The organism is Moritella sp. F3, assembly GCF_015082335.1.
In the GTDB taxonomy this organism is placed as follows: Bacteria; Pseudomonadota; Gammaproteobacteria; order Enterobacterales; family Moritellaceae; genus Moritella.
The window spans coordinates 1-24,024 of record NZ_BLRL01000023.1 but is presented as its reverse complement, the minus strand read 5'-3'; the positions used below and the strand labels follow the sequence as shown (position 1 = coordinate 24,024).

Here is a 24,024-nt window from a genome sequence, read left to right as displayed (position 1 = left end):
CTAAAATTAAATAAACTTAGATGTGTCTCTTTCTTCTTCATAATATTTCTTGCGACCTACCCACTCACTTTCTGGTATAGTCTCAAGTCTATAATCATGCTTACACTTCCAAGCTTGATAATACTGAAATTTATCACCATATCGTTCCATGATAAATTTCTTATCTACTTCAGGGGTTAAGCAACCAAATACGACTCCTTTAATTTTAGCATCCATATTTAAATTGAAACCTTTAGCATTTTGCAAAAATGGATTAACAAGCCTCCATTCTTTTTCGTAAAACCAGCATTCAGATTTAGTAAACATGGCATTCGTCAGTAAATTATTTGTTTCCCTCCAGTTTTCACCTCGCCCATTATTTCTAAAAAATGACTGAAAATCATGATGAGAAATTGCATAATCTACAGCTCTATACCTAACAGGTCGGCATAAGTCAGATGAAAGGAGTGTATTAGGTTTTCTATCGTATATAAGGCAGATGCCTTTATGGTCGTCAGCATAATGTGACCACATCAATATATGATTACAATCCTCACTTAAACTTAAAATACAGTAATTATTTATTTCAAATTCAATATGATCATTGCGTAATTCCGCAATTTTGAAAATAGCAGTTTCAATATCTCTCTCAGTAGCATCTTCGGGAAGAGATTCCATTATTTTTTGTTCAGTATAGCTAGGCGCTACACCTTTAGAAAATAACTCATCATCAGGTGACATTCTCGATCTTATTGGGCGATGGTTACAATCAAAAGGGTCATTGAACGTACTAGGTTTTGCTAACCATGCTGTATTATTATCCAACATCGATAAAGTAAATTGATTATATTTGATATCACCATTTTCATCGTTTCCATTACTTAACGATCTAAACTTATAAAGATACTTTACTTCTGGATATTCCATATTACCTCTTTAATCTAGAGCATTTATAGCTACATAGATTTATTGTCCTTACTATCAAAAATTCTGGTCGAATGTAGCACGTTTATTCCTGAGGCACTTAGCTTCTATGCTGAGATAATAAATAGAGCTTGTGACTCCTATCCGTTTCTTTTGTCTCTGGTAAACGCTGGCATTGAATGCGTCCTACACAAAATTCCATTCTATTTAGTGAAAGAAGCTCTTCATCATGTCGCTTTATATATTCAACGATTTCATTCAAGAGTAATACGTTAGTAGGTCTTTTAGTCTTAAACTCGGCATCACCGCTGAATACAACAACATTAATGACATTATCAGGTGGCATAAAATCAAATAAACCCTGAATGGTTTTCACATGTTTATAGTTTTGATGCATTGGATTTTGAAAGTAGGATTTCTTTTTATAAATGGTTTGATTCCAGACCTTTGACTTGATGCCCCCAAATATCCACCCCGAATAATGCTTAGTTTCTATTACAAAGATTCCCTTTGTAGAAACAACAATATGATCAATTTGAGTAGTTCCATTTCCAGCAGGTAGCGTTACATTATTCAATAAATGGTAATTATCACGGTCTAGTTTCAATGTCAGCAAATCAGCTACCCGTTTTTCTCCAATATTATTGTAATTCTGAGATTGTTTGAAGCGACCAAATAGATAACCAATACCAAATAGCATTAATGCAATAAATAAAAGACTTAGTAATGTGTCCATATCAACTAACCAAAGTGATAATAACCGTATTCTCAGGCCAAATAAAATAAGCACCAAAACGCTTACTATATTTAAACTCACCACCTGCCCCCTTACCTTTCTCTGTAAGTGCGTGCTTATCGTCAGCCAAGGACAAGTAACCGATAGCGGTTAACTGTTCGATTAACTCAGGCGTTTTAAGTCCTAATTTCTTAGCTAGCTTAGATGATGTTAATTTTGCTACATCTGTTCCAATAGCATTTTCGCTAACTTCTATTTCAGGTGATTCTTGAGGGGTTATTTTTTCTAATGAGATACGAACTTCGTCACTAATTCGGATGATACGTTGAGCCTCTTCGTAGGCATCTTTATACATCACGGCATCTTCATTACGAGAAACATGTATACCCATTTCGTTATTATTAACTTGGCTAAATTCATATAAATTGAGGCTTGTGATAATACATGATTCTTCGTTGAGGTAGCATTTAGCATGTAGGTTTTTACAAAAGCTAGTTCTAATAAAAGTCAGTTCTTTTAACCAATTAATTTCGTTTGGCTGCAATTCACTTTTACCATATACAATACGAACATCTATCTTTAATCGGTTCTTATCTTCCAATAACTCTTTAATACGATCATTTAGCTTTAGATACGGACTAATCAAAACTAAACGCTCTGAGGCGCCTTTGATTAATTCTTCAAGATAGTAATTAGTTGCACTTGTATTTAGAAACTTAGCCATATTATTTAACAATCCTTTTCAATAAAAAACCTAGTAATAATATAAAGTTAACATGTGGACAATCTCAAAACAATGACATGAAACGGCATCTAAATATGAAAGTAAGCCTTACTTCAAATATTAGAAAAGGTATTAGAAATAAGCATTTCAATTAGAATTAGATCGAAAAGCATATTCACCAAGATAGTGCAAAATCATCTTGGTGATATGTGGGGCATTTAAAGGATTAAACTGTAAAAAATAGGACGTTAACAGGACATTTCAATCGAGTGGTGTTTTGACTCTGCGCATTATCACTTTTATGTTCAATAAGCCATGTATCAACGATTTTACCTCTCGTTCAAGAAAGAATCCAATTAGGAGGCCAAATTCAATGAGCCAATACACAGCGTATAAAATATGACTAACCTGGTAAAATAATGAGTCCGAGTTGCTCAAGCAACTGTTCCTGTTGCCAAGCGCAGATTTTGACACCATCTAGGTCCACTTTACGAGGGTCTAAACCATTCAATTCCGAGTGACTTAAGTTACAACCCTGCATATGAAACTGACTCCAAGAATCTTCTGAAAATGAACCTCGACTTAAATCAGACTCTTTTAAAGAAGCGCCTTGTAGATTCGCGCCAATCCATTTGTTTTCAAATAGATCACATTTCTCTATGCATTGTCGTTCAAAATTTACGTAGGATAAGTTACATCCCGTAATATATGCCGAGCAGAAATACATTCTATTACTTACTTGAGTTGAGAAAGTAGCTAATATGAAATTTGCCCCCTTTAAATCACAATCCTTAAATTCAATCCCAAAACATTTTGCTCCAGTGAAGTTAGACATTGATAGTTGGCAATTCTTAAAAGATGAATCGCGTAGATCGCTATAATCAAAATGACAACCCTCAATACCACCTTGCTCTATGAAGATGCAATCAACAAATCGTGCATCTCTTAGATCAGCACGACCAAAGTCGCATCTATAAAATTTACAACGCTTAAAATGAGACTCTCTCAAATCCTGATTAGAAAAATCCACTTGATTAAAAACTTCGTAACTTTCTGACATAAACACCTCTCCTGTTAACAAGCCAGAAGGTTATCACCTACACTAAAGATTTCAACAAAAACAAAGCCTTAACAATCAACACCTTGAGACCATCAGGATCGCCAACACAAGCCCCCCAGCAAGCCCTCACAGCGACGTTCGACCAGTCGATTGAAGCCGCATACCAATAAGGAATTCCACCACCCCTCACTGGCAGTTTGAATACTGTTCGAATTCGCTACAATTGTTCAAATACAAGGCAGATTAAATACTCTAGATATCACTAGACTACGCTAACAATCGTTGTCTGTTGTCACTGCGTATAACGTACGTTATGTAAGAATAGGCCAGAATAATGGTTCGCTACGTAAAATATAGCGAACGAACACCCACCAAGTATTATTCTAGGCACGTAGCTTCACCTACAATACCTGATTTAGTTATCCACCGTTTTTGTGAGTAACCGGTGCACAAAAATACGCCTAACAATTCAATTTTAGTAGCTGAAGTAGCTCTGCGCGTTATCACTTTTATGTTCAATAGGCCATACAGGGACTATTTTATCCCAAGATCTAAAAAGCCTCCAATTAGGAGGCCAATTTCAATGAACCAGAAGGAATAGACTGACTTGCCTTTTATTTTTATATACGTTTCATCCATGCGCCATGAATCTGCTACTTTGCGTTTTCTTTTTCTGAAATGAGCTTAAAGTAATGGCGCATATTTGATCACCCAACGATTTAATATTAAGTGATCAAAGCGAATATCTCTATTCTATTTCCCGGTAACTTAATTTGTACGCTAGGTAATAACGAAGTGCTTGCGGGAAATGGCACCCTGAAAAGTTAATTCTGACTGTTAGCAAACCATCGTTTGAATGACAATTAATGTTTAGGTGATTAAGCGTCGCTATGTCGTCAATTAATCATGTACTAAACAATTTATATGATAGTATTGCAGACGAAATGGCCATGCAACTCTAAGTACAATGGCTCAGTATAATCAACCACTGATTTCCCTTAAATGGATAAAATAATGAAAAAAAAGTTAGTGTATAGTCTATTCGCGTTGTTTTCTTATACAGCTTCAGCCGCAAATATTGATGCATCATTGCGTCACATTGAGCAACAAATAGAGGGACAAATTGGTGTTGCAGTGATTGATACTGAAAATAATACTCAGTGGAGTTTTAATGGCACTGAAAGATTCCCAATGATGAGTACATTTAAAACATTGGCCTGTGCTAACGTGCTGTACGACGTACAACATAATGTATTAAGCTTAACCCAAAAAATTGACGTGAATAAAGAAGGATTAATCAATTGGAATCCAATCACTCAAAATTTTATTGGTAGTCAAATGTCACTTAGAAGTGTTTGTGGGGCAGCCATGATAATGAGTGATAATTATGCGGCTAACTTAGCATTAGAACAGATAGATGGACCGAAAGGAGTAACTGCGTTTCTTCGTTCTATTGGTGATAATGAAACTCGTCTTGACCATTTTGAACCCAAGCTAAACTATGTTAAGAAAGGAGCTAAAAACGACACAACAACCCCTGTTGCTATGATGAACACCATCAAAAAGCTGTTAATAGGTAATGTACTTGATGCTGAAAGTAAAGCTCAACTTCAAGTATGGATGACTAATAATATGGTGTCAGATGGTTTGGCGCGGGCAGCTTTACCCAAAGGTTGGAAAATTGCGGATCGTAGTGGAGGTGGGGTAAATGGCTCTCGTACGTTAACGGCCATGGTTTGGAATAACGATCGTAAGCCGGTGTTTATCGGTATCTTTATCGCGAACTCAAAATTGACAACATTACTGGAGCTAAATAAAGTGGTAGCAGATATTAGTAAGCAAGTTTTTGATAAATACCTGATAACTCCGAAGTGACAACTTAATGCTTTTAATAACTTATGTAGTTATTATTTGAATCTAAGAGTTTATTGTATCGAAAATATGAAAATTAATAACTCTACGTTATGCGTTATTTCTAGCTTTCTTTGACACAGTGTAGTGAAAGGTCTCACTCAGCCTGTCTACTGCGTATAACGCATGTTATGTAAACTATAAAATTTACCGAATAAGGCTCTATTTAACATATTGTACATTATGTTCAATAGCGGCAAAAATGCATAAAAAAAGCCAGTCGTTTGACTGGCCTTATCAATGATCATTATGTTTAGAACAGAAGATTAACCCTGTTAACACCACGGCGTTTAAGTTCTTCTACCATTTCATCTATCGTAGCGTCTTTAAGCGTGATGTGCTCTGCAGGATGCTGAAGTGCTAACTCTTGTTCATCAACGTCACCGCTAAATATTTCGTTTAGTCTATCAAGCATATCTTTACGAGGTTTTGCGCCTGTCTTGTATGCGTTGATTGCAGTTCTAGACACGCCGCACAATCTAGCTATATCAGTTACGGTGTAGCCTGATTCTTCAAGTACCACTGTAAAGCTTTCCGTAAAGTTTGGTTTATTCGTATCAAGTTTCATTTGCAGCCACCTACTTATGTTAAGTTGCAAGTATATTAACGCCACAACTTAACAAAGTAAAGTGAAACCTTACAAAACTTGTTAACTTTAACCATATGCCTGACTATGGTGATCGTAGCAAACAGGCGTGGCTTGGTTTTCGCAATATTCGCATTTAGTGTTGTTAGGAATATCTAATTCATCGCACTGGGTGGAATAGTGAATTTGGCTACAATGTAAGAGACCAATATGACTGCGCATAACGCATGTTAGTAAAACCACTAAGATTTGTCGATTATGCTCTATTTAACATATTGTATCTAACACGCATAACCAAAAGCATACTCATTGAAGAACACCACTAAAGGGCTTATTTATACACATTAAGTAAGCTATAACGGACTAAAATTGATGGGATAATTTTGCACTAAATTGGGGAATCAATGTTTCAGCTAAAATAAGCCTGAAACATTGGTTTTATCAAGTTATGTTGAAATAAGTGACACTAAGTTTCCATACTTATTAATTTAGTTATTCTTGCAAGTACTCTGTCTCTTTTACGTTCCCAACTAGACAGAGAACCTGCATTACTTAAGCCAAATTCTTTCGAAATTTTTTCTTTAAGTAAATTAAGTTTCAGCGGTTCATTAATTTTCATCCCTTGCGTCAAAGGGATAACTCCTGACACATCAGAATAATCTAATGGTGGTACAACAATAGGAATATGCTCTTTAGCTAGCACCCACGTAGCACCCATTTCACATAAACATACAGGGCTTGAATAAAAGTTCTTAGACAAAATAAACAACACGATGGTATCCGAAGACAATTCATCTTTAATTTTATCAAGAAAATTCTCACCTAAACCTATTCCATATCCATCAAACGATGTGCAAAATATTTGATGAGATTCCAAACCAATTGACTCGAGTAATTCAATTACTTCTTCGACCAATGAAGAATCTTTTGAAGCATGGCTAATAAAAACTTTAGATGCATTTTTTTTAAGTTTTGGTGTTTCTTGAGTACTTACAGCTTCGTACTCTATCTGCTCTTCAATCTCTTCTATGTATTGTAGTATTGAAGACTTAGCAATATTAAAATCTTGCCTAAAAACTCTCAAGTGGTCTGCAGTAAAGTCACTACTAGATGTCCACATGAGAGCTTGAAAGAAAAAGTATAATTTGGAAAAATGTTTATACTCTGTTGAGTTATCACCAAAGATTTTCACAAATGTCCGCTCAACAAGATTCTTCCACGTTTTGAACTCTGGATCACTGCTACTTTCAACTTTGACCAACTCTGCTTTAGTCAGTAGTTTTTTCAATAACCTAACTTTTTCTGAATTACTAATCATTCTAAATCTCGAGCATATAAATGAAAGATGAGATTCAAGCCTTACATCAAAACCGATTCGAGTAAGGACTTCACCCCCTGTTATTTACCTTAAGCCATAGTCATTATATATGACTGATCTTATTAACATTTCAATCTAACACACAAAACTACTCTTTAGAGGTAAAAATCAACCTGTAAATCAAATAATGCTATAAGTGATAATAATATATGATGGCAAGCGGGGCACTTTAGCGTGCATAGGATGGGTAGCATTTAGGGCTGTCGATTACAAACACCTAATACTCTAGTTACATTAAGCAGTGTTTTGAGCTTCAACTCCCCCATTTCCAAATATTATATGACCTACGTAAATTTAAAAACAGCACCTCTATTTAACATATTGTAGAAAATAGACGTCCGTATTAGATTTACTCTGAATCATAGATTAACCAAGATAGTGCAAAATAATCTTGGTGGTATATAAGGCATTTAAAGGGTTAAACTGTAAGAAATAAGGCTTTAATAGGACATTTTAATCGGGTGTATTTTGGCTGTTACATTATCGTCTTTATGTTCAATAGACGACATCGAGGCTATTTTATCGCTTAATTGTGTTAAAGACATAAAGTGGACTTAGTCTGGCATTAATTCAAAGTTATTATCAGTGAATTTAATCATATTAAAATACATTCAATGGCGGTAATAACAATGTATACAAGGGGGTTAATTTATTTCGAAAAGCTTTTTAAACTCTTTAAACGTAGTGTATTTGAAGAAACTCCTATCTTTACGGTATTCGTCAGTTTCAGTTTTATTTAAATCTTCAGCAGTGAACAAGCCCATCGAAATGAGTTTATCAATTGTATCCGAATCTAAATTATTACGAGTATCAATATTTTTCTCATAATTAATTTTATGCCTATGCATGTCACCCATTCTATCTTTCAATTCGATTAAGAAATGTTGGGCTTCAAGTGAAAAAGCGACTCCGGCAATGGACTGCACACGTTCGATACGCTCTAAAATATCCTTACTATAATCGTCATCAACACCATCATACTTCTTCAAATCATAAAGTATATTTAAGACCTTGGTGTGAATACCTTGCTTTTCATTACGAGTTTGAACTTCAAGAGCTCGTTTGGAATTACAGTGAGATTCAAAACTAATAAATAAAACACCAAGACCAATAAAGAAAGTAGCCAGATCAATTAAACGTACCTCGGCCAAATTATTTATAGATTCCACAATATTTTCAACTTCCACCAAAGACTCCATATTAAATTTAAATTTAAATTGTATATTACCTAATAATGTTTATTTTCGTTACTTAAACCCGATCATAGTTATGCACATAATAGTATTTATGTTTAATAGTCTACATATCACTAAATTTTATCAAAAATAAAGCCTCCAACTTGGAGGCTAAACTAATAACGCGACTTTTAACTTTTCTCTTTAGCCTTTGAGGGCTTCACAACCGGTATAGGCTGTTTCTTATGATTAATAATCATACGAGTAGGCGGCGGCGACGGTGGTGAGGATGGTTTTTTATTTGCACTCATAATTTTATCTCCGAGCAATATCTGAAACCACCTCAATTTTGACAGTTTCATCTTTCTCTAAATTGTATGAATAGTAAGGCACATAGGAAGTAAGCGCCATTACTGAAGCAGCACTCATTGCTATTACACCCAAGTATAACCGTCTTGCTCTTAATTGATTTATGTCAGAATTAAAAGATGCACATTCAACATAATAGTTAAGAAGATTATTTTTATATAAATCTATGGTATTTTGACCTAAATCATCTTCACTGAAATAGTTTTTTAGATCTTTACGATGCAGCTCTAAGTCTTTAGGCAATGGTAAAAACTTATATTTTGACCCTCCCCAAACAACAACAAGAAAGCATACTGATACAAACGTTATAAGGACAGAGAAAACATATATAACGCCAAACGTAGCCACACCAACAGGCTCACCGAAAAAATTTACTTTTTCGAAAATATAAGCAAGAAAACTAATCAGCACAATTATCGCTGCGGTTGGAACTTGCAACCTGCTATCAAATATTTCACTACGTTGAATCTCAAAATGATACTCATCTTTATAATGTGATAATAAATCCATCTTACCTCTATGTATCGCTGTTAAACAAAAACGTAATATCAACTTATTTGCCCATTATTATACGCAGCAAGGAAAGCTTAAAATACTAACGAACATTTTATATTCATTTCATACACTTACAAGTTTAAAGGTGACATATTATCTAAAATAGATAATTACATAAACAAAAGCCAATATCCTGTAAAATTTATTATATATATATAAAAAAAGGCGGCACTTTGGCGGCATAGGATGGGTCTTATTGGATACATATGGATAGGGCTACCGATTACAAAAAACTAACACTGTAATTACATCCAGTATCGATTTGGGCTTCAACTCCCCCCGACTCCACCAAACGCAAGTTAGAACGGCACCCTCCTAAGTGTCGCAGCCCATTGAATGGTTTGATTCAATGGGCTTTTCTTTATCTAAAATTCAACAAAAACCGATAAAACCTTGTTTTTCAAGCGTAAACCCATGGAATGATGATGAGTAAAATAGTTTTAACGATGTTTCTTTGTTTATCACTTCAAGCTTGCAGTAACGGAGCCGGTAGCGATAAAGACGGTGCTTTAGCTACAATAGGTAATAAAGCAGCAAAAAGTGAACCAGAAAAGAATGGCTTATTAGCTATTGGTGAGTTCATGGCTGTTATGGCCGTTCTGAAAACTCAGGTCGAATAGTTTTAATAAATATATAACCATACCTGTATGGGGTGTTCATGAATAAATTAAAAATAATAATTCTTCTTTGTTTATTGAATCAAGGTTGTAGCACCAACAGCAACCTACCGATTAACCAGCCAAGAAGTAATATCCAATCTTTTACCCCTGCCAGCGTTGAAGATGCTACAGAAGATCAACCGATTAGTGTTGATGACTTGGATAAGCCACAAATAGATACAAGCGATGTTGTTGATGAAAAGGGCGAAAAATTAGAAAAGCCTAAAACAGAAGAGCAAAGTGGTGAAATAAAAAACATGTCAGACACTAGCGACTTTATGCCAGAGCAGCGTACTTACTGGATGTAGGTTAGGTATAAATTAAACAGCTAGAGGCTAAAGCCCTTAGCTGCTATTGCAGTACATTGTAAACCCTCTTGCTTCTTCTATATCACTCATTTAATAATCTTCTTAAAACGTTACGATCAAAAAAATCCCGCTTACTGCAAATAAGCGAGATTTCATATAAGGGTATGTTAGTTCTGCTATGGAAAAGACTAAGAAACCGGCAGAAGTAGCGAGCGTAAACTCTTAATTTAACGCCGCCTAACAAGAGATAAAATTCAATGCATAGCTACATTGAATGAATCAGCCTTAGAACGAGTAACGAGCGCCTACAATGAACTCATCAGCGTTGTTGTTGTTACCTGAACCAGCTGAAGTATCATTATTTAGTGCCACTTTATAACCAGCATATGCAGCTACGTCACCAATGTAACGACCGTATTCAAATGCTACGAAGTTAACATCTAATTTATCTTGCTCATCAGCGCTGTAGTAGTTGTATGAAACACTTACTAAGTTTTCGCCAAAGCCATAAGATGCGAATGCGTCAACAGCATTGAAATCAGCATCACCTAAAGTACCTTTTTGTACTAGACCTGAAACTAAAATATTATCTTGAGTGTAACGAGCACCGATCATGTATACATCTGATGACTTTGTATCATCATAATTTGTTTCCGATGAATTAGCCTCAAGGCCTTCAGTCGCTGCATAACCCGCACTTACTTCAACGCTTGGTAGCAATTTATAAGCAGCCATCAAACCGCCGCCTTTTTCATTTTCTTGTAAGTTAGCTGATGCGTTAAATGTTAAATCACCTTTAACCACGCTATAAAGCACAGTATCTTCTGAACGGTCGCCACTTGCAGAAAATGCTTCATTTGTGTAGCCACTGTAAACTTCAGCAACATCGGTGAAGTTAGTAAGATAAGTAACAGCGTTATCTTGTGTACCGTATGTCAAAGTACCGTGCGCAGTTTCAACACCAACGTATGCATAACGAAGGTTATTTTTAACTGTTGTGTCAGAACTATTATCTTCTTGTGTTAATTCATATTCGAATTTACCAACGGCAGTTAAAGCTTCATTAATCTCATGCTTACCTTGACCATTAATACGTACACGTGATTTATCATTAAAATCACTATCAGCAAGCGCGGCTCTTGCTTCTACACGTCCACCAAAAGAAAAGTCGTCAGTGTTGATGCTTTCAGCCAGCGTTGGCATAGATACGATTGCAGCTAGTGTAATAGATAATGCTTTATTTATTTTGTTCATGAACAATTCCATTTAAATGCAGTTGATAGTTAAAAGTGAGAGGTACAGTTGAGTGTTGAAATTAATATTTAAAAATAATAGCTAATATAATAGTTACAATTCATAGACAAATGAGTTAAAAAACGCAGATTAATCTTAGTTTTAACATCCGCCCGGCTATAAATACTAATAAAGAACATAATGATAGTATATTCATTTTACTTAAATTTACTTTGATCAAAATCAGGTATCACCTAGCTCTGTACAACTTAATGAGTACTCCCCTGCTTAACGCCTATCAAGACAAACAAAAAAACGATCATCGAGCATAAGATCCGAGAGTATAAATGAACATAAAACCAAGCTAATGATGCTGTCTTCCCAACTGTTTCGCATCAATTTCGGTTAACTTGCCGCGATTAAATTTGAGTTGCACATCAAACAAACCTCCTACCGAAGCATCCAAAATATAGCGATGATTTCCAATTCTTTCCGACGACTTTTCTTTCTTGATCATCTCCATCACTTCTGAATATTTCATTTTAGTACCGCTTATTAGTAGCCCGCCACTTTTAAGCCGAAAGAAATCCTCCGCTTTAGCATAAACCGGTGGTGATATAGATATGCATAGTGTGGTAAATAGCAGAATTAACGATATGGTGAATCTAGAGGGGGCTAACCCTGTTAACCTTAACGGCATGCTCTCATCCTTGAGTTCGCGAAATGAATTAAGACCTTAACACGCAAGAATAATGAGAAAAATGAGTATTTCAGATGGGATATAAGTATTCGAAGGGCACAGGCGTAATAGCGGATATACAGGTGTAAAAAAGCCCCCTGAAAGGAGGCTAATATTACAAATTATGCTTTAACAAGTTAGTCTTAAAAAGAGTAACGAGCGCCAACAATGAATTCGTCTGCATTCTTATTATTAGGACCCTTACCAGCCGATGTATCATCATCTAAAGCAATTTTATAACTAGCGTATGCAGCAACGTCACCAATATAACGTGCATATTCGAATGCTACAAAGTTTACATCTAGCTCGTTAAAATTGTCAGCGCTGTAGTAGTTATATGAAACGTTAACAGTGTTCTCACCAAATGAATAAGCAGCGAATGCATCAACAGCATCGAAGTCTGAACCGCCATAACTACCCGCTTGTACAAGACCAGACACTAACAAACCATCTTTAGTATAGCGTGCACCGATCATGTAAACATCTGATGATTCGCTCTCATCAGCGTCAGTTGCCGCGACGTTCTCATAAAAGCCTTCAGTTGCTGCATAACCCGCACTGATTTCGATATTTTGATGTACTTTATAAGCAACCATTAAGCCACCACCATTTTCGGTCGCTTTTAAGTTAGCCGATGCATGAACAGTTAAGTCACCTTTATTTACAGCATAAAGCACAGTGTCTTCAGCTCTGTCACCACTTGCAGTGATGCTTTCGTTAGTATAGCCACTGAAGTACTCAGCCATATCAGTGAAGTTTGTTAGGTAAGTCACAGCATTGTCTTGTGTACCATACGTTACCGTACCATAAGCTGTTTCTGCACCAACGTATGCATAACGCGTTTTATTTTGTACTGTCGTATCCGATGAGTCGTCTTCTTGTGTTAGCTCAAATTCGAATTTACCAACCGCTGTTACATCATCATTAATAACATGCTTGCCTTGACCGTTTAAACGTACACGTGATTTGTCATCAAAATCACTATCAGTAAGTCCGGCTCTTGCTTCAACACGACCACCAAAAGAGAAATCATCAGTGTTTACGTTCTCTGCAAGTGTTGGCATAGATACTATTGCAGCTAATGTAAGAGACAATGCTTTATTTAGTTTTTTCATAACAAAATTCCAATATTGATAAAGTCGAAGATTAAAAACAAGTTGTTACGCTATCGCTATCTATAAGCGTCATTGATACTCTCAGTCATAGCACGTGTACCTTGCCTTGCTTGCGAACATTATATTAGTAAAGCTAATACCCAGTAACTCGTAAAAATACCAGATCACAGTATTATTTTGAATTTCAGTGGAACTTCTACCCCTAGATGAAACATATAAACTATTAAAAACACCATCATGCCATGTTATATTTTAATAAACAGTGAGTTAGTTATATTCAATACAATAAAGTGCATTGAAAAAAAGGAATAAGGTAATGGATAAGAAAGATCTTAAAATAGCGATTGTCGGTGCCGGATTAAACGGTCTGGCGCTGGCTTTATCGCTACGTATATTTGGCATTGAAGCGACTGTTTATGAAAAAGCAGATAAGCCAAGAGCAGATGGTACCGGTATTATCATGTGGCCTGAAGGCATGCAGATCTTAGCCGCATTAATAGATGTCGAAAAGGTGAAGGCAACAGGTAATAGCGTTGATCTGATTACGACATTGACCGCGACATCAGAAATGATTAACCAACTCTCAATGCAAGCGACTGACGGTAACGTCAACGCACCTATAGGTCTATTTCATCGACGAGATCTTTACCAGTTATTATTAACTGCTCTTGGTGAAGATAACATCCTGACTGGCCAACATTGCAGTGTCGAAAATGAGGTCATTCTCATTAACGGTGAACCGCTCATTGCAGACGTCATTGTCGGTGTGGATGGATTATTCTCACAAGTACGCCAGTTTGTCGCGCCAGAAGTGAATATACGCCAGCCAGGTGTTTACTGCTGTCGAGGCATTGTTGATTTTAATACGCCAGGGATAAGTGATGATGAATGCTATGTGTTTGCTGGAATGCAATCACGTATTGTTACTTATACTTACGACCGAGAAAATCATTCAAAGTACTGGTTCGCAGCATGCCCAGTCGCAGAAGGTGAAACTCTGGATAAAGCGCGTATCTTAGAAAAGTTTGCTCACTATTCACCATTTCTACTCGAGATGATAAAAAGCACACCGGAATCACAGATCATGCCTTCGCCTTTAGCAGATGTGGCGCCGTTCTCGCGATGGAGCAGAGGCAATGCGGTATTACTTGGTGATGCATGTTGCTCGGTATTACCAACCATGGGCATAGGCTTTAGTTTAGGTATTGAAAACGCCTATATTCTTGCGCAGAGCCTAGCCGCTAACTTTAATGATATACCTAATGCCTTACAGCGCTATCAGCATCGAGCACAACAGCGTTCACATGATTTACAAAATATTACGCATCGCTTGAGCCAATTGACTTATATTGAACCTTTCGATCCTATTGAAGTGCAAAGCTTATACCAGCAGTTTACAACCGTAAATGGTCGTTCTGTATTTTAATTCCGAATACAAAAAAGCCTATTGCAAGTCACTTCATCAAAGTGCATTTCAATAGGCTTTCCATAATCATCACTCGTGAGTTACTTCTTTAGCTTCACTAACTTGCCACAGAAATTGCATTTATAAACGCTGCTATAAAATAGCTTTTGTAATCTATTTCGGCTTATTTTAATCACTCGACCATCTTTACAACACTTCATATTCACCCTCACACCATTGACTATATTGACTACAAATCCCGTATCAAATACGGTAATAACACCAATATACTGCGTAACTCTGAATATAATTTTTCATAAGCTTACGTAAAACAGAACATTGCGTCGTATTTATCAATAAGTCGATATTAAACATCTTCGAATAGGCATGAAAATAACATTTCACATTTGAAAAGCAACTCTAAAGTGATACTTCCAACGAATAAATTAAGATAGATAGCAAAACAAGGTTAAAACCACTATATATCACTAACTTAGCACGATTAACAACCAAGAGTTGATAGTCTTATTTATTAACCTAACGCTTTAACACTATCGCGTTCCACTAAGGTCGGTTCTAACTCAATGATCTGATTACTCTCAGTTTTCGAGTTAATTTGTTCCAGTAACATATCCACGGCCTTTTGTCCTAAACGGTGCTTAGGCTGGTGAATCGTCGTTAATGAAGGCGTGATATATTTGGCTAACTTAATGTCATCGTAACCGATAATAGACAGGTCTTCCGGTACTGAGATGCCCTTTTTACTCGCGCTATTAATCACGCTCATCGCCATCATGTCATTACAGACAAACAAGGCCGAGGGTAATGGGCCATTAGAATACATTTCAGCAAATGCTTTTTCGCCACCTTCACATTCAAAGTTACCCGCAGTCACCCACTTAGGATTTATCGCCAAGCCAGCTTCGTCCATCGCTTGGGTAAAACCAGCAAAACGCTGCTGCGCTGTTAACTTATCTAATACACCGGTAATACAGCCGATTTCGGTATGGCCTTTCGCAATAAGATGCTGCGTAGCCATATAGCCACCGCGATGAGAATTATCTTGGATCTTATCGCACGAGAAATTCGTCGGGCCCCAATCCATGACCACTGTTGGTACTGGCTTGTGACGTTCAAATAAATTAAAACCTTGGCTTTCAACTTCACTGCACATCAACATTAAACCATCTACACGTTTTTGTAATAGTGTATCTAGGTTGGCATGCATACGCGCAATATCACCTTCCGTATTACATAAAATAAGCGTATAGCCATGTTCATAACAGCGACGTTCTACGCCTTTCAGCACTTCACCAAAGAATGGATTGGTTGAGGTAGTAACCAACATACCAAATGTTTTTGTACTCTGGACTTTAAGACTGCGCGCCAATGCAGAAGGCGCATAACGTAATTCGTCAACCGCCGCTTTCACGCGCGCAGACACATCTTCACTCACATAGCGGGTATTATTTAATACATGACTCACCGTTGACGTTGATACACCTGCATGTTTTGCTACGTCTTTAATTGTTGCCATTCGCTAATATTGTCCATGTTATGAATAAAAAGGTGGTGAATAAAAAGGCGACTCAGTACTCATCACCTATAAATACACACAACCTCTAATACGCGTTAATTTTGTAACGCTAAAAATGCATCAACTTCCATTTTTGTTGGAATTGATGTTTGTGCACCAACGCGGGTAACAGAAATCGCAGCAGCAGCATGCGCAAATAAGATCGCATCATCTAAACCTAAGCCAGCCTGTAATCCAGCTAACAAACCACCATTAAAAGTATCACCTGCTGCAGTCGTATCAACCGCATCAACACGGAAACCTTTTACTTGTTTACCTGTGCCTGATTTGCTGATCCATACACCTTGGCTACCGAGCGTGATCATCACCTCGCTAATACCTTTATCATGTAATACATCTGCCGCAATATGTGCAGATGCCATGTCTGTCACTTTAACGCCTGTTAATAACTCTGCTTCAGTTTCATTCGGCGTGATCAAATCAACCACAGCTAATAGCTCATCACTTAATGACTGTGCTGGTGCGGGATTTAATACCACGCGAGTGCCCGCTTGTTTAGCTATTCTAGCGGCTTGTGTGATAGTTGCAATCGGCGTTTCTAATTGCATTAATAATGTATCAGCTTGTGCAATTAACTCGCTATGTGGTGCTAGTCGCTCAGGTGTTAAACAGGCATTAGCTTCAGCCGAGATACAAATGCTATTTTCACCGGTTGCAGCAACTTGGATCATGGCGATACCTGTTGGCGTATCTTGCTCCGTCATCACCGCTTGGGTATTGATACCATCACGGCCAAATTCGGTGATCATATTAGTACCAAAACTGTCATCACCAACACAAGCAATAAAGGCAATGTCAGCACCTAAACGTGCCGCAGCTACTGCTTGGTTTGCGCCTTTACCACCAGGGATCACTGCATAGCTATGCCCAAGTAAGGTTTCGCCTGGACGCGGAAAAGAAGCCACTTGTAAAACATGATCAGCGTTAACACTGCCTAACACAACTAACTTATTCATAAAGGAGCCTTAATACGTTGTAACTGGAGAGAATAAAACATGACTTAATAGCACGATGGTAATGTACATACTATTAAGTCATGTTTTTATATGTTGAATTGAAAAATAGACAGGGGATAGCGGCCTACGCAACCCCCTTCTATATCATTACTTGGTGATCACTTTAAGTGGTACTGCGATACTTTTTTCTACCGGTAGACCTTTAAGTACTTTATCAGCCGCTTCAACACCCAGCGCACCGATTAGTCCTGGTTGTTGTGCAATAGTCGCGCCTAAAATACCGCGATTAACTGCAGCAATACCGTCTTTAGTTCCATCAAAGCCAACGATTAATACGTCTTTACCCGATGCTTGTACTGCGCGTAATGCACCTAATGCCATCTCATCATTTTGCGCGAATACAGCTTGTACATCAGGGTTAGCAGCAAGCATATTTTCCATTACATTAAGACCTTTCGTACGGTCAAAATCAGCAGGTTGGCTACCTAACAGATCCATTTTGTTTTTATCAACCGCTTGCATGAAGCCTTGGCCACGTTCACGTGCTGCAGAAGTACCTGCAATGCCTTCTAGTTGAATAACTTTCGCATTTGCGCCAATCGTGTCAGTAATATATTGGCCCGCCATTTCGCCACCAGCAACGTTATCAGAAGCAATGTGGCTTACCACTTTACCGCGACTTGCACCACGGTCTAACGTTAACACCGGTATACCTGAACGGTTAGCCATGCGGATAGCGTTTGATACTGCATCTGAATCAGTTGGATTGATTAGAATTGCTTTCACGCCACGTACCGTTAAATCTTCAACGTTCGACAATTCTTTGCTTGGATCATTTTGTGAATCCAACACAATTAACTCATAACCTAAGGCTTCAGCTTTCGCTTCCGCACCTTCTTTCATTGTCACAAAGAAAGGGTTGTTTAGCGTCGACACGACCATCGCAATAGAATCTTGCGCCATCACAGTTGCACTAAAAGATGCTGAAACGAGAGCAGCAGAGATCAAGGTTGCTAATTTTTTCATTACATATACCTTCTGGTTAGTTCTGCTGCCTCAGATAGGGTATTGAGGTTCGCAGGTTTTGTTACGACTATTTATCGTGTTTTTATTGTTATTATTCTTGTAGTTATTCTGGTCTATTTCTTTTTCGTTTCGACTAATACTGCAAGTAAAATCACCACAGCTTTAGCTATCATTTGGAAGTATGAAGATACATCCAATAGGTTTAATGCGTTATTCAGGAAACCGATAATCAAGGCACCAATTAACGTACCCATAATTCGGCCTTTACCACCAGCAAGACTGGTACCGCCGACAACGACCGCTGCAATTGCATCTAACTCATAACCCATACCAGCTGTTGGCTGCGCAGATGAAAGGCGTGAAGTCACAATCAGACCCGCTAATGCAGCCAGTACGCCACAAATGGCGTACACGCCAATCTTCACTTTATCAACGTTAATACCAGATAAACTTGTCGCCGCTTCATTACCACCAAGCGCATAAACATAACGACCAAAGCGCGTGTGGTTAAGTAAGTACCATACCGATGCAAAAACAATAACCATTAACCAGATTGGCACTGGCACACCTAATAAATAACCCGTACCGATCCATGAGAAGCTATCAGCAACATCAGTAAAACCAGTTGAGATTGGGCGTCCATCGGTATAAACCATCGTCACACCACGTAATAGTGTCATGGTAACCAGTGTGGCAATAAAGGCTTGCACTTTACCTTTGGCGATAATAATACCGCTCATGGCACCCAATGCTGCACCTGCAAATAAAGCCACTGGTACGGCAATCATGACAGACACTTCCATTGCGATTAAGGACGCAGCAAAAGCACCACAGAGGGCTAATACTGAGCCAACACCTAAATCAATACCACCGGTTAAAATCACTAGGGTCATGCCTACGGCAATGATCGCGCTAACTGATGTTTGACGTAATATGTTTAAAATATTGCCCATGGTGAAAAAGTGCGGGTTCAAGAAAGACACCACCACAATCAATAAAATTAAGGCAATTAATGATTTTTGTTCAAAAAGCCATTCTTTGGTAAAGAATTTTTGGGTTAAAGTTTTCGTCATAACATCACCGGTTACATAATTGTTGGAATTGTTGTTGGAATTATTGCTGGTATTAGTAGCACTGCTATTCACTGCTTGGTTCTGGCTCATAGCACTGCCTCATTGATTTTTTTGCCAACGGCACACGCCATCAGTTTTTCTTGATCCGCGTCTTCAGCCATAAACTCACCACTGATACGGCCTTCGTGCATCACTAAAATACGATCGCTCATGCCCAATACTTCTGGCATTTCTGACGAGACAAGGATGATGCTCATGCCTTCCGCTTTAAATTGATTGATTAACTGATAGATCTCTTTTTTAGCGCCAACATCTACACCACGTGTAGGTTCGTCTAAAATGAGTACTTTAGGACGGGTCATCAAACCTTTCGCAATCGCTACTTTCTGCTGGTTACCACCAGACAAGTTACCAATGATCTGATCGCGACTCGGGGTTTTCACATTAAACTGACGCATGAAGTCTTCAACCGCTGTCGCCTCTTTGCGATGATCTAATTGCAGCCCTTTCGATAATGCATCTAGCGCACACAAAGACATGTTTTCTTTGACTGATAACCCAAGAATAAGGCCGTCACCTTTACGATCCTCAGAGATATAAGCAATGCCATTAGCCAGACCATCACGCGGTGTAACTGGACTCACCACTTTGTCATCCAAAATAACATCGCCAGACTGACGTGGTAACGCACCATAAATCGCTTTCATTAATTCTGTGCGACCAGCGCCCATTAGCCCTGATATTCCTAATATTTCACCATGGTCTAACGTGAAACTGACATCACGCACACCCGGTGCAACAATGTTTTCAACTTCCAAACATAACGTGCCGTGTTTAGCATCGATACGAGGATAAATTTCATCAAGACGGCGGCCAACCATTTTTTCAATTAAGCCATCTTCATCAATATCGGACACGGCTATTTCAGCAATAAATTTACCGTCACGTAATACCGTAATGTCATCACAGATCTCAAAAATTTCTTTTAAACGGTGCGAGATATAAACAATGCCGCAACCTTCATTACGCAGTTCGTTAATCACCTTAAATAATGATTTCGTTTCGCTGTCTGTTAATGCATCGGTCGGTTCATCCATCACAATCACTTGTGATTTAAATGACAACGCTTTGGCGATCTCCACCATTTGTTGTTCACCTAAACTCAGCTCTCCGAGTAATTGGCGCGAGCTGTGCTTTACATTTAAACGTTGTAATAATGCATCCGCATCGCGATACATTTCAGACCACTTGATGCCACCAAACACATTAGTTTTTTCACGACCTAAAAAGATGTTTTCAGCAATAGTTAACTCAGGGATCAAGTTTAGTTCTTGATGAATGATACTGATACCGACTTCTTGGGAATGACGTGGTCCGTCAAATGTCACATCACTACCTTGATAGTTGATAGACCCTTTATCCATGTGATAGATACCTGTAAGTACCTTCATCAACGTCGATTTACCGGCACCATTTTCGCCCAGCAATGCCATAACTTTACCTGGGTATACATTCAAACAGGCATTATCCAATGCTTTCACACCCGGAAATGATTTTTCGATACCACTGAGTTTTAAAATTGCTTGCGTCATGTCAGTTCCTACTTTATTCCGCATAAATGGCTGTTAATACGTTTTGGTTAATCAATGCTGTGTCAAATTGCAACTGCGAGACTAAAACACCACGCCAGATTGAAATATCACATTGGCATAAGGCGTACACTCACCAGTGCGCACCACTGCTTTGCTCTGCTCTGTTCGTTGTTTAAATGCTTCGTGACTAATATAGGTGATTCCGATTTTTTTATTGGTTAGCTGCTCTTCATTGGCTATCACATCAAGTAAAGCGCTATGCAGTTCAGGGCTGACCGCAGCAAACTCTTCTGCTAATACGATGCCTTCAATTTGCATCTCACCCAGTATTGCTGTCACTGTCGCGATAAATGTCGGTACACCAGGAATAAGCGCAAGGTCGATACGCTGCGTTGACGCCGGAACCGGTAAACCAGCATCACAAATGGTGATCTCGTTGGTATGGCCTAGCGTTGCAACTAAGTAAGATAAGTCTGCGTTGATAAGTGCATTTTTCTTCATGGGTCACGCCTTACAAGGTGAAAATAACTAAATCTGAGTCTTTAATATGGTTCATGTTAACGCCATCGAAACGTTTGCGCAAACGTTTCGATGGGTTGAATATAGCCAAAAATAAGGATAATTCTAGTCTCTAAGTATAAAAATGCGAGTTGGATCTAAGAACTAAGCTAATTTCTTTCATTTGAAATCGAGAGGTTATTTTTACGAAGAAAATCGCTTATATCGAAAGTAATAGGCGCTATGGAAATCAGTCGAAAATAAAATGATAACAATCATGAACTCATCTGCACTTCACGACAAAACGGTTAAATTTTAAACTTCACCGCTCTAAGCTTACCTAAAATAAAAGGGAGGTAACACACCGAGTATTTATAACTGGGTAGTCTTTAATGTCGAATTTACGACTAGCTTCATGTTTTTATTCTTGGTTATGCGGTAATTTAGCCTCTAATATTATTTGTATATAATAGAGTTAAAATATGAAAGATCGTTATCAAGTCGCGCTTTCCGCAGGCCTACTTGCAGCCCTATGGTGTGGTACCGCCGATACATTTCATTTAGTCACTTGGATAGGATTTTTAAGTTGCAGTACTTTCTTCGCGCAACCGAAGGCTGGATTTAACGGCGTGTTAATGACTTGGTTTACTAATTTATCCGGTGTATTTTGGGCTTGGCTGGCAATCTCTGGCAGTGGCTGGCTTGATACACCGCTATTAGGTTATCTGCTCACTGGTATTGTCACCAGTGCGATGTGCTTACAAGCTAGCTACAGTAAACTGGCTTTTATTCCAGGTGCTTTTATTGGCTGTTGTATAACCTTTGCCATGGCTGGCGATGTATATGCCATTATTCCACCGCTACTCATCGGCGGCCTACTCGGCTACAGCATGACGCAATTAACAGCCTTGTTCGTTAGTTTTAAAACCACGCCACAGCACGCTTAATACCTGTCATTTAGACCTCTAAATTTCAAACCTGCAATAGAGCTAGATAATCACTGGCTCTTTGGCATGCCTCAAATTCAGTTTATTGCGCACATAGCAGAATATACATACGATGTAAGGCGATTAATGGCTTAACGTTATTAAGCTCAAAGAGAGAGCGTTCTATATAAATAGAGTATGTTGAGAATAAGACTAATTTGAGATATCGATGGGATGTTTATAAAGGCAGGTATAACTTGAAGAAAATCAGGAGCCACGCGAGACGTGACTCCACAAACTTATTCTAAGATTAGGTTCTTAGAATTTGTAAGTTGCAGCGAAATAATGACCGAAACCAGAAGATTCTAAATTAAGAGAACCCGTTTGGTTTTTCACACCGTAAATATTGTTATATACTTTTAGGCCATAGCCTACAGAGTAGCGCTCTGAATGCCAATAAATACCATTGTACATAGCGCCGCCGTTACTTACTGTACTAGCGAATGAATCTGAACGATCCTCTAAACCAAATTGGTAATCAATGTAACCTTGATAAGAAATGAAGCTACCGTTATCAAAGTTAACAACCGGTTTAAACCAGTTCATCGAAAACTGGTAACCGTTCCAGTCTTTATTGTTAATTTCGTATAAACCATAAAGATTCATACCCACTTTACCTAACCAAGGTACCATTACGTCAGAACCCAGACCAAAGAAAGCGTTGTTCACATCACCATCGCCAAAGTTAGCGTTTGCAGAACCGCCGCCCCAGTTAAATAATGTCGCTACATATACTTCTTGAACAGGACCAAATGAAAGATCTTTACCCGTCATGCCGTCAAGAGAGAAACGTGGTGCAAGCTTCATGAACATCTTACTAGCATCGCCAGATTTATCTGAATCACTACCGTGATCGCTTGTAAGATTAAATACGTCAACATAACCGTATAGATCAACAACACCAGAACGACCACCAAACTCTAATTCAAGATAGTTATGCTTGTTACCTGATGCTGGGTTTTGCGGTTTTTCGTCTACTGCATACATTAAGTTAAACTGTGACCATTGGTAATCATTCTTGTGAATGTCATCAGAGTAATCAGCAGCAAATGCGTTACCAGAAAGAGCAGCAAGAGTTGTTGCAGCTAATGCTGCGTTTTTAATGTTTTTCATCATTACTTCCATTTTATGGTGCACAGCTCTGTATGAGCCAGCGCGATTTTTATGGCGCGAGTGTATCGCGATTACAAAAAAGTTCAATAAATCTGTAACAAATACTGCAATAAATATCAAAAAATGTGATCAAAAGTTTAATTAACTGCATTTAGAATGCTAAGCAAACTATTTAACTAGATTATCGCAATTTAAAAGTAAGTAGTTGTTAATGACAAGTTTATTAAAAATATAATTAACCCATAGTATCGAAATAATTATTTAAACATTTGATTTATATTACCTTCTATGTAAATAAGCTTAAATTTAAATTTAAGCTTATTTACA

At 37.9% G+C, this 24,024-nt stretch carries 23 protein-coding genes and 1 pseudogene; 5 read left to right on the top strand and 19 right to left on the bottom strand.

The window, feature by feature from the left end:
* Nucleotides 1-6: 6 nt before the first annotated feature.
* The 5 genes and pseudogenes from JFU56_RS21780 to JFU56_RS21760 form a co-directional block, all read right to left on the bottom strand.
* Entirely contained in the window at nt 7-906 is a 900-nt protein-coding gene (locus tag JFU56_RS21780) for a DUF2971 domain-containing protein (protein WP_198439315.1), read from the bottom strand.
* 97 nt (nt 907-1,003) lie between these two features.
* On the bottom strand, nt 1,004-1,639 hold the full coding sequence (locus JFU56_RS21775; protein WP_242066051.1) for a nuclease-related domain-containing protein: 636 nt from the start codon (nt 1,637-1,639) through the stop codon (nt 1,004-1,006).
* 1 nt (nt 1,640) lies between these two features.
* Nucleotides 1,641-2,363, bottom strand: coding sequence for a phospholipase D family protein (locus tag JFU56_RS21770; RefSeq protein ID WP_198439314.1), 723 nt, complete (start codon nt 2,361-2,363; stop codon nt 1,641-1,643).
* Nucleotides 2,364-2,766: 403 nt separating this feature from the next.
* Complete coding sequence (locus tag JFU56_RS21765) at nt 2,767-3,423, bottom strand: Qnr family pentapeptide repeat protein (RefSeq protein ID WP_198439313.1); 657 nt, start codon at nt 3,421-3,423, stop codon at nt 2,767-2,769.
* Between the two features lie 552 nt (nt 3,424-3,975).
* Nucleotides 3,976-4,267: pseudogene (locus JFU56_RS21760) on the bottom strand (IS6 family transposase); the annotation flags it as partial.
* 170 nt (nt 4,268-4,437) lie between these two features.
* Here JFU56_RS21760 and bla point away from each other — a divergent pair.
* Nucleotides 4,438-5,298 carry a class A beta-lactamase gene (gene bla / locus JFU56_RS21755; RefSeq protein WP_198439312.1) on the top strand — a complete coding sequence of 287 codons (861 nt, stop codon included), beginning with the start codon at nt 4,438-4,440 and terminating at the stop codon, nt 5,296-5,298.
* 289 nt (nt 5,299-5,587) lie between these two features.
* Here bla and JFU56_RS21750 read toward each other — a convergent pair whose 3' ends face one another.
* From JFU56_RS21750 to JFU56_RS21735, 4 genes are all read right to left on the bottom strand, one after another.
* A complete protein-coding gene (locus tag JFU56_RS21750) occupies nt 5,588-5,902 on the bottom strand; it encodes a helix-turn-helix transcriptional regulator (protein WP_198439311.1) in 315 nt (104 codons plus the stop codon).
* A 484-nt stretch (nt 5,903-6,386) separates the two neighbouring features.
* Nucleotides 6,387-7,238 (bottom strand): toll/interleukin-1 receptor domain-containing protein, encoded by an 852-nt coding sequence (locus JFU56_RS21745; RefSeq protein ID WP_198439310.1) that lies wholly within the window; start codon nt 7,236-7,238, stop codon nt 6,387-6,389.
* Nucleotides 7,239-7,942: 704 nt separating this feature from the next.
* Nucleotides 7,943-8,485, bottom strand: coding sequence for a hypothetical protein (locus JFU56_RS21740; RefSeq protein WP_198439309.1), 543 nt, complete (start codon nt 8,483-8,485; stop codon nt 7,943-7,945).
* A gap of 303 nt (nt 8,486-8,788) precedes the next feature.
* The gene (locus JFU56_RS21735; RefSeq protein WP_198439308.1) at nt 8,789-9,352 is read right to left on the bottom strand and encodes a hypothetical protein; all 564 of its coding nucleotides are present in this window, start codon (nt 9,350-9,352) and stop codon (nt 8,789-8,791) included.
* 470 nt (nt 9,353-9,822) lie between these two features.
* On the opposite strand from JFU56_RS21735, the gene JFU56_RS21730 reads away from it, so the two are divergent.
* Together JFU56_RS21730 and JFU56_RS21725 are read left to right on the top strand one after the other, a co-directional pair.
* Entirely contained in the window at nt 9,823-10,017 is a 195-nt protein-coding gene (locus tag JFU56_RS21730; protein WP_198439307.1) for a hypothetical protein, read from the top strand.
* Nucleotides 10,018-10,055: 38 nt separating this feature from the next.
* On the top strand, nt 10,056-10,364 hold the full coding sequence (locus tag JFU56_RS21725; protein ID WP_198439306.1) for a hypothetical protein: 309 nt from the start codon (nt 10,056-10,058) through the stop codon (nt 10,362-10,364).
* Between the two features lie 285 nt (nt 10,365-10,649).
* Here JFU56_RS21725 and JFU56_RS21720 read toward each other — a convergent pair whose 3' ends face one another.
* The 3 genes from JFU56_RS21720 to JFU56_RS21710 form a co-directional block, all read right to left on the bottom strand.
* Entirely contained in the window at nt 10,650-11,618 is a 969-nt protein-coding gene (locus tag JFU56_RS21720; protein WP_198439305.1) for a porin, read from the bottom strand.
* Between the two features lie 343 nt (nt 11,619-11,961).
* Complete coding sequence (locus JFU56_RS23130) at nt 11,962-12,138, bottom strand: hypothetical protein (RefSeq protein ID WP_242066050.1); 177 nt, start codon at nt 12,136-12,138, stop codon at nt 11,962-11,964.
* Nucleotides 12,139-12,479: 341 nt separating this feature from the next.
* Nucleotides 12,480-13,451 carry a porin gene (locus JFU56_RS21710; RefSeq protein WP_198439304.1) on the bottom strand — a complete coding sequence of 324 codons (972 nt, stop codon included), beginning with the start codon at nt 13,449-13,451 and terminating at the stop codon, nt 12,480-12,482.
* Nucleotides 13,452-13,767: 316 nt separating this feature from the next.
* Between JFU56_RS21710 and JFU56_RS21705 the strand changes: the two genes are divergently transcribed.
* The gene (locus JFU56_RS21705; RefSeq protein WP_198439303.1) at nt 13,768-14,877 is read left to right on the top strand and encodes an FAD-dependent monooxygenase; all 1,110 of its coding nucleotides are present in this window, start codon (nt 13,768-13,770) and stop codon (nt 14,875-14,877) included.
* A 511-nt stretch (nt 14,878-15,388) separates the two neighbouring features.
* Here JFU56_RS21705 and JFU56_RS21700 read toward each other — a convergent pair.
* The 6 genes from JFU56_RS21700 to rbsD form a co-directional block, all read right to left on the bottom strand.
* Nucleotides 15,389-16,393, bottom strand: coding sequence for a substrate-binding domain-containing protein (locus JFU56_RS21700; protein ID WP_198439302.1), 1,005 nt, complete (start codon nt 16,391-16,393; stop codon nt 15,389-15,391).
* Between the two features lie 95 nt (nt 16,394-16,488).
* A complete protein-coding gene (rbsK, locus tag JFU56_RS21695; RefSeq protein ID WP_198439301.1) occupies nt 16,489-17,409 on the bottom strand; it encodes a ribokinase in 921 nt (306 codons plus the stop codon).
* A gap of 147 nt (nt 17,410-17,556) precedes the next feature.
* Entirely contained in the window at nt 17,557-18,435 is an 879-nt protein-coding gene (gene rbsB, locus JFU56_RS21690) for a ribose ABC transporter substrate-binding protein RbsB (RefSeq protein WP_198439300.1), read from the bottom strand.
* 113 nt (nt 18,436-18,548) lie between these two features.
* On the bottom strand, nt 18,549-19,598 hold the full coding sequence (rbsC, locus tag JFU56_RS21685) for a ribose ABC transporter permease (protein ID WP_242066049.1): 1,050 nt from the start codon (nt 19,596-19,598) through the stop codon (nt 18,549-18,551).
* On the bottom strand, nt 19,595-21,100 hold the full coding sequence (gene rbsA, locus JFU56_RS21680; RefSeq protein ID WP_198439299.1) for a ribose ABC transporter ATP-binding protein RbsA: 1,506 nt from the start codon (nt 21,098-21,100) through the stop codon (nt 19,595-19,597). Before rbsA ends, rbsC begins: the two co-directional genes overlap by 4 nt.
* An 81-nt stretch (nt 21,101-21,181) precedes the next feature.
* On the bottom strand, nt 21,182-21,601 hold the full coding sequence (gene rbsD, locus JFU56_RS21675; RefSeq protein WP_198439298.1) for a D-ribose pyranase: 420 nt from the start codon (nt 21,599-21,601) through the stop codon (nt 21,182-21,184).
* 479 nt (nt 21,602-22,080) lie between these two features.
* On the opposite strand from rbsD, the gene JFU56_RS21670 reads away from it, so the two are divergent.
* Nucleotides 22,081-22,545, top strand: a complete 465-nt coding sequence (locus JFU56_RS21670) for a DUF1097 domain-containing protein (RefSeq protein WP_198439297.1) — start codon at nt 22,081-22,083, stop codon at nt 22,543-22,545.
* Between the two features lie 297 nt (nt 22,546-22,842).
* Here the strand turns inward: JFU56_RS21670 and JFU56_RS21665 are convergent, their stop codons facing one another.
* A complete protein-coding gene (locus tag JFU56_RS21665; protein WP_198439296.1) occupies nt 22,843-23,697 on the bottom strand; it encodes an outer membrane protein OmpK in 855 nt (284 codons plus the stop codon).
* Nucleotides 23,698-24,024: the final 327 nt, after the last annotated feature.

Coding starts and splice junctions, on each gene's coding strand:
- JFU56_RS21780 (WP_198439315.1), bottom strand. CDS start 906: ATGGAATATCCAGAAGTAAAGTATCTTTATAAGTTTAGATCGTTAAGT.
- JFU56_RS21775 (WP_242066051.1), bottom strand. CDS start 1,639: ATGGACACATTACTAAGTCTTTTATTTATTGCATTAATGCTATTTGGT.
- JFU56_RS21770 (WP_198439314.1), bottom strand. CDS start 2,363: ATGGCTAAGTTTCTAAATACAAGTGCAACTAATTACTATCTTGAAGAA.
- JFU56_RS21765 (WP_198439313.1), bottom strand. CDS start 3,423: ATGTCAGAAAGTTACGAAGTTTTTAATCAAGTGGATTTTTCTAATCAG.
- bla (WP_198439312.1), top strand. CDS start 4,438: ATGAAAAAAAAGTTAGTGTATAGTCTATTCGCGTTGTTTTCTTATACA.
- JFU56_RS21750 (WP_198439311.1), bottom strand. CDS start 5,902: ATGAAACTTGATACGAATAAACCAAACTTTACGGAAAGCTTTACAGTG.
- JFU56_RS21745 (WP_198439310.1), bottom strand. CDS start 7,238: ATGATTAGTAATTCAGAAAAAGTTAGGTTATTGAAAAAACTACTGACT.
- JFU56_RS21735 (WP_198439308.1), bottom strand. CDS start 9,352: ATGGATTTATTATCACATTATAAAGATGAGTATCATTTTGAGATTCAA.
- JFU56_RS21730 (WP_198439307.1), top strand. CDS start 9,823: ATGAGTAAAATAGTTTTAACGATGTTTCTTTGTTTATCACTTCAAGCT.
- JFU56_RS21725 (WP_198439306.1), top strand. CDS start 10,056: ATGAATAAATTAAAAATAATAATTCTTCTTTGTTTATTGAATCAAGGT.
- JFU56_RS21720 (WP_198439305.1), bottom strand. CDS start 11,618: ATGAACAAAATAAATAAAGCATTATCTATTACACTAGCTGCAATCGTA.
- JFU56_RS23130 (WP_242066050.1), bottom strand. CDS start 12,138: ATGAAATATTCAGAAGTGATGGAGATGATCAAGAAAGAAAAGTCGTCG.
- JFU56_RS21710 (WP_198439304.1), bottom strand. CDS start 13,451: ATGAAAAAACTAAATAAAGCATTGTCTCTTACATTAGCTGCAATAGTA.
- JFU56_RS21705 (WP_198439303.1), top strand. CDS start 13,768: ATGGATAAGAAAGATCTTAAAATAGCGATTGTCGGTGCCGGATTAAAC.
- JFU56_RS21700 (WP_198439302.1), bottom strand. CDS start 16,393: ATGGCAACAATTAAAGACGTAGCAAAACATGCAGGTGTATCAACGTCA.
- rbsK (WP_198439301.1), bottom strand. CDS start 17,409: ATGAATAAGTTAGTTGTGTTAGGCAGTGTTAACGCTGATCATGTTTTA.
- rbsB (WP_198439300.1), bottom strand. CDS start 18,435: ATGAAAAAATTAGCAACCTTGATCTCTGCTGCTCTCGTTTCAGCATCT.
- rbsC (WP_242066049.1), bottom strand. CDS start 19,598: ATGAGCCAGAACCAAGCAGTGAATAGCAGTGCTACTAATACCAGCAAT.
- rbsA (WP_198439299.1), bottom strand. CDS start 21,100: ATGACGCAAGCAATTTTAAAACTCAGTGGTATCGAAAAATCATTTCCG.
- rbsD (WP_198439298.1), bottom strand. CDS start 21,601: ATGAAGAAAAATGCACTTATCAACGCAGACTTATCTTACTTAGTTGCA.
- JFU56_RS21670 (WP_198439297.1), top strand. CDS start 22,081: ATGAAAGATCGTTATCAAGTCGCGCTTTCCGCAGGCCTACTTGCAGCC.
- JFU56_RS21665 (WP_198439296.1), bottom strand. CDS start 23,697: ATGAAAAACATTAAAAACGCAGCATTAGCTGCAACAACTCTTGCTGCT.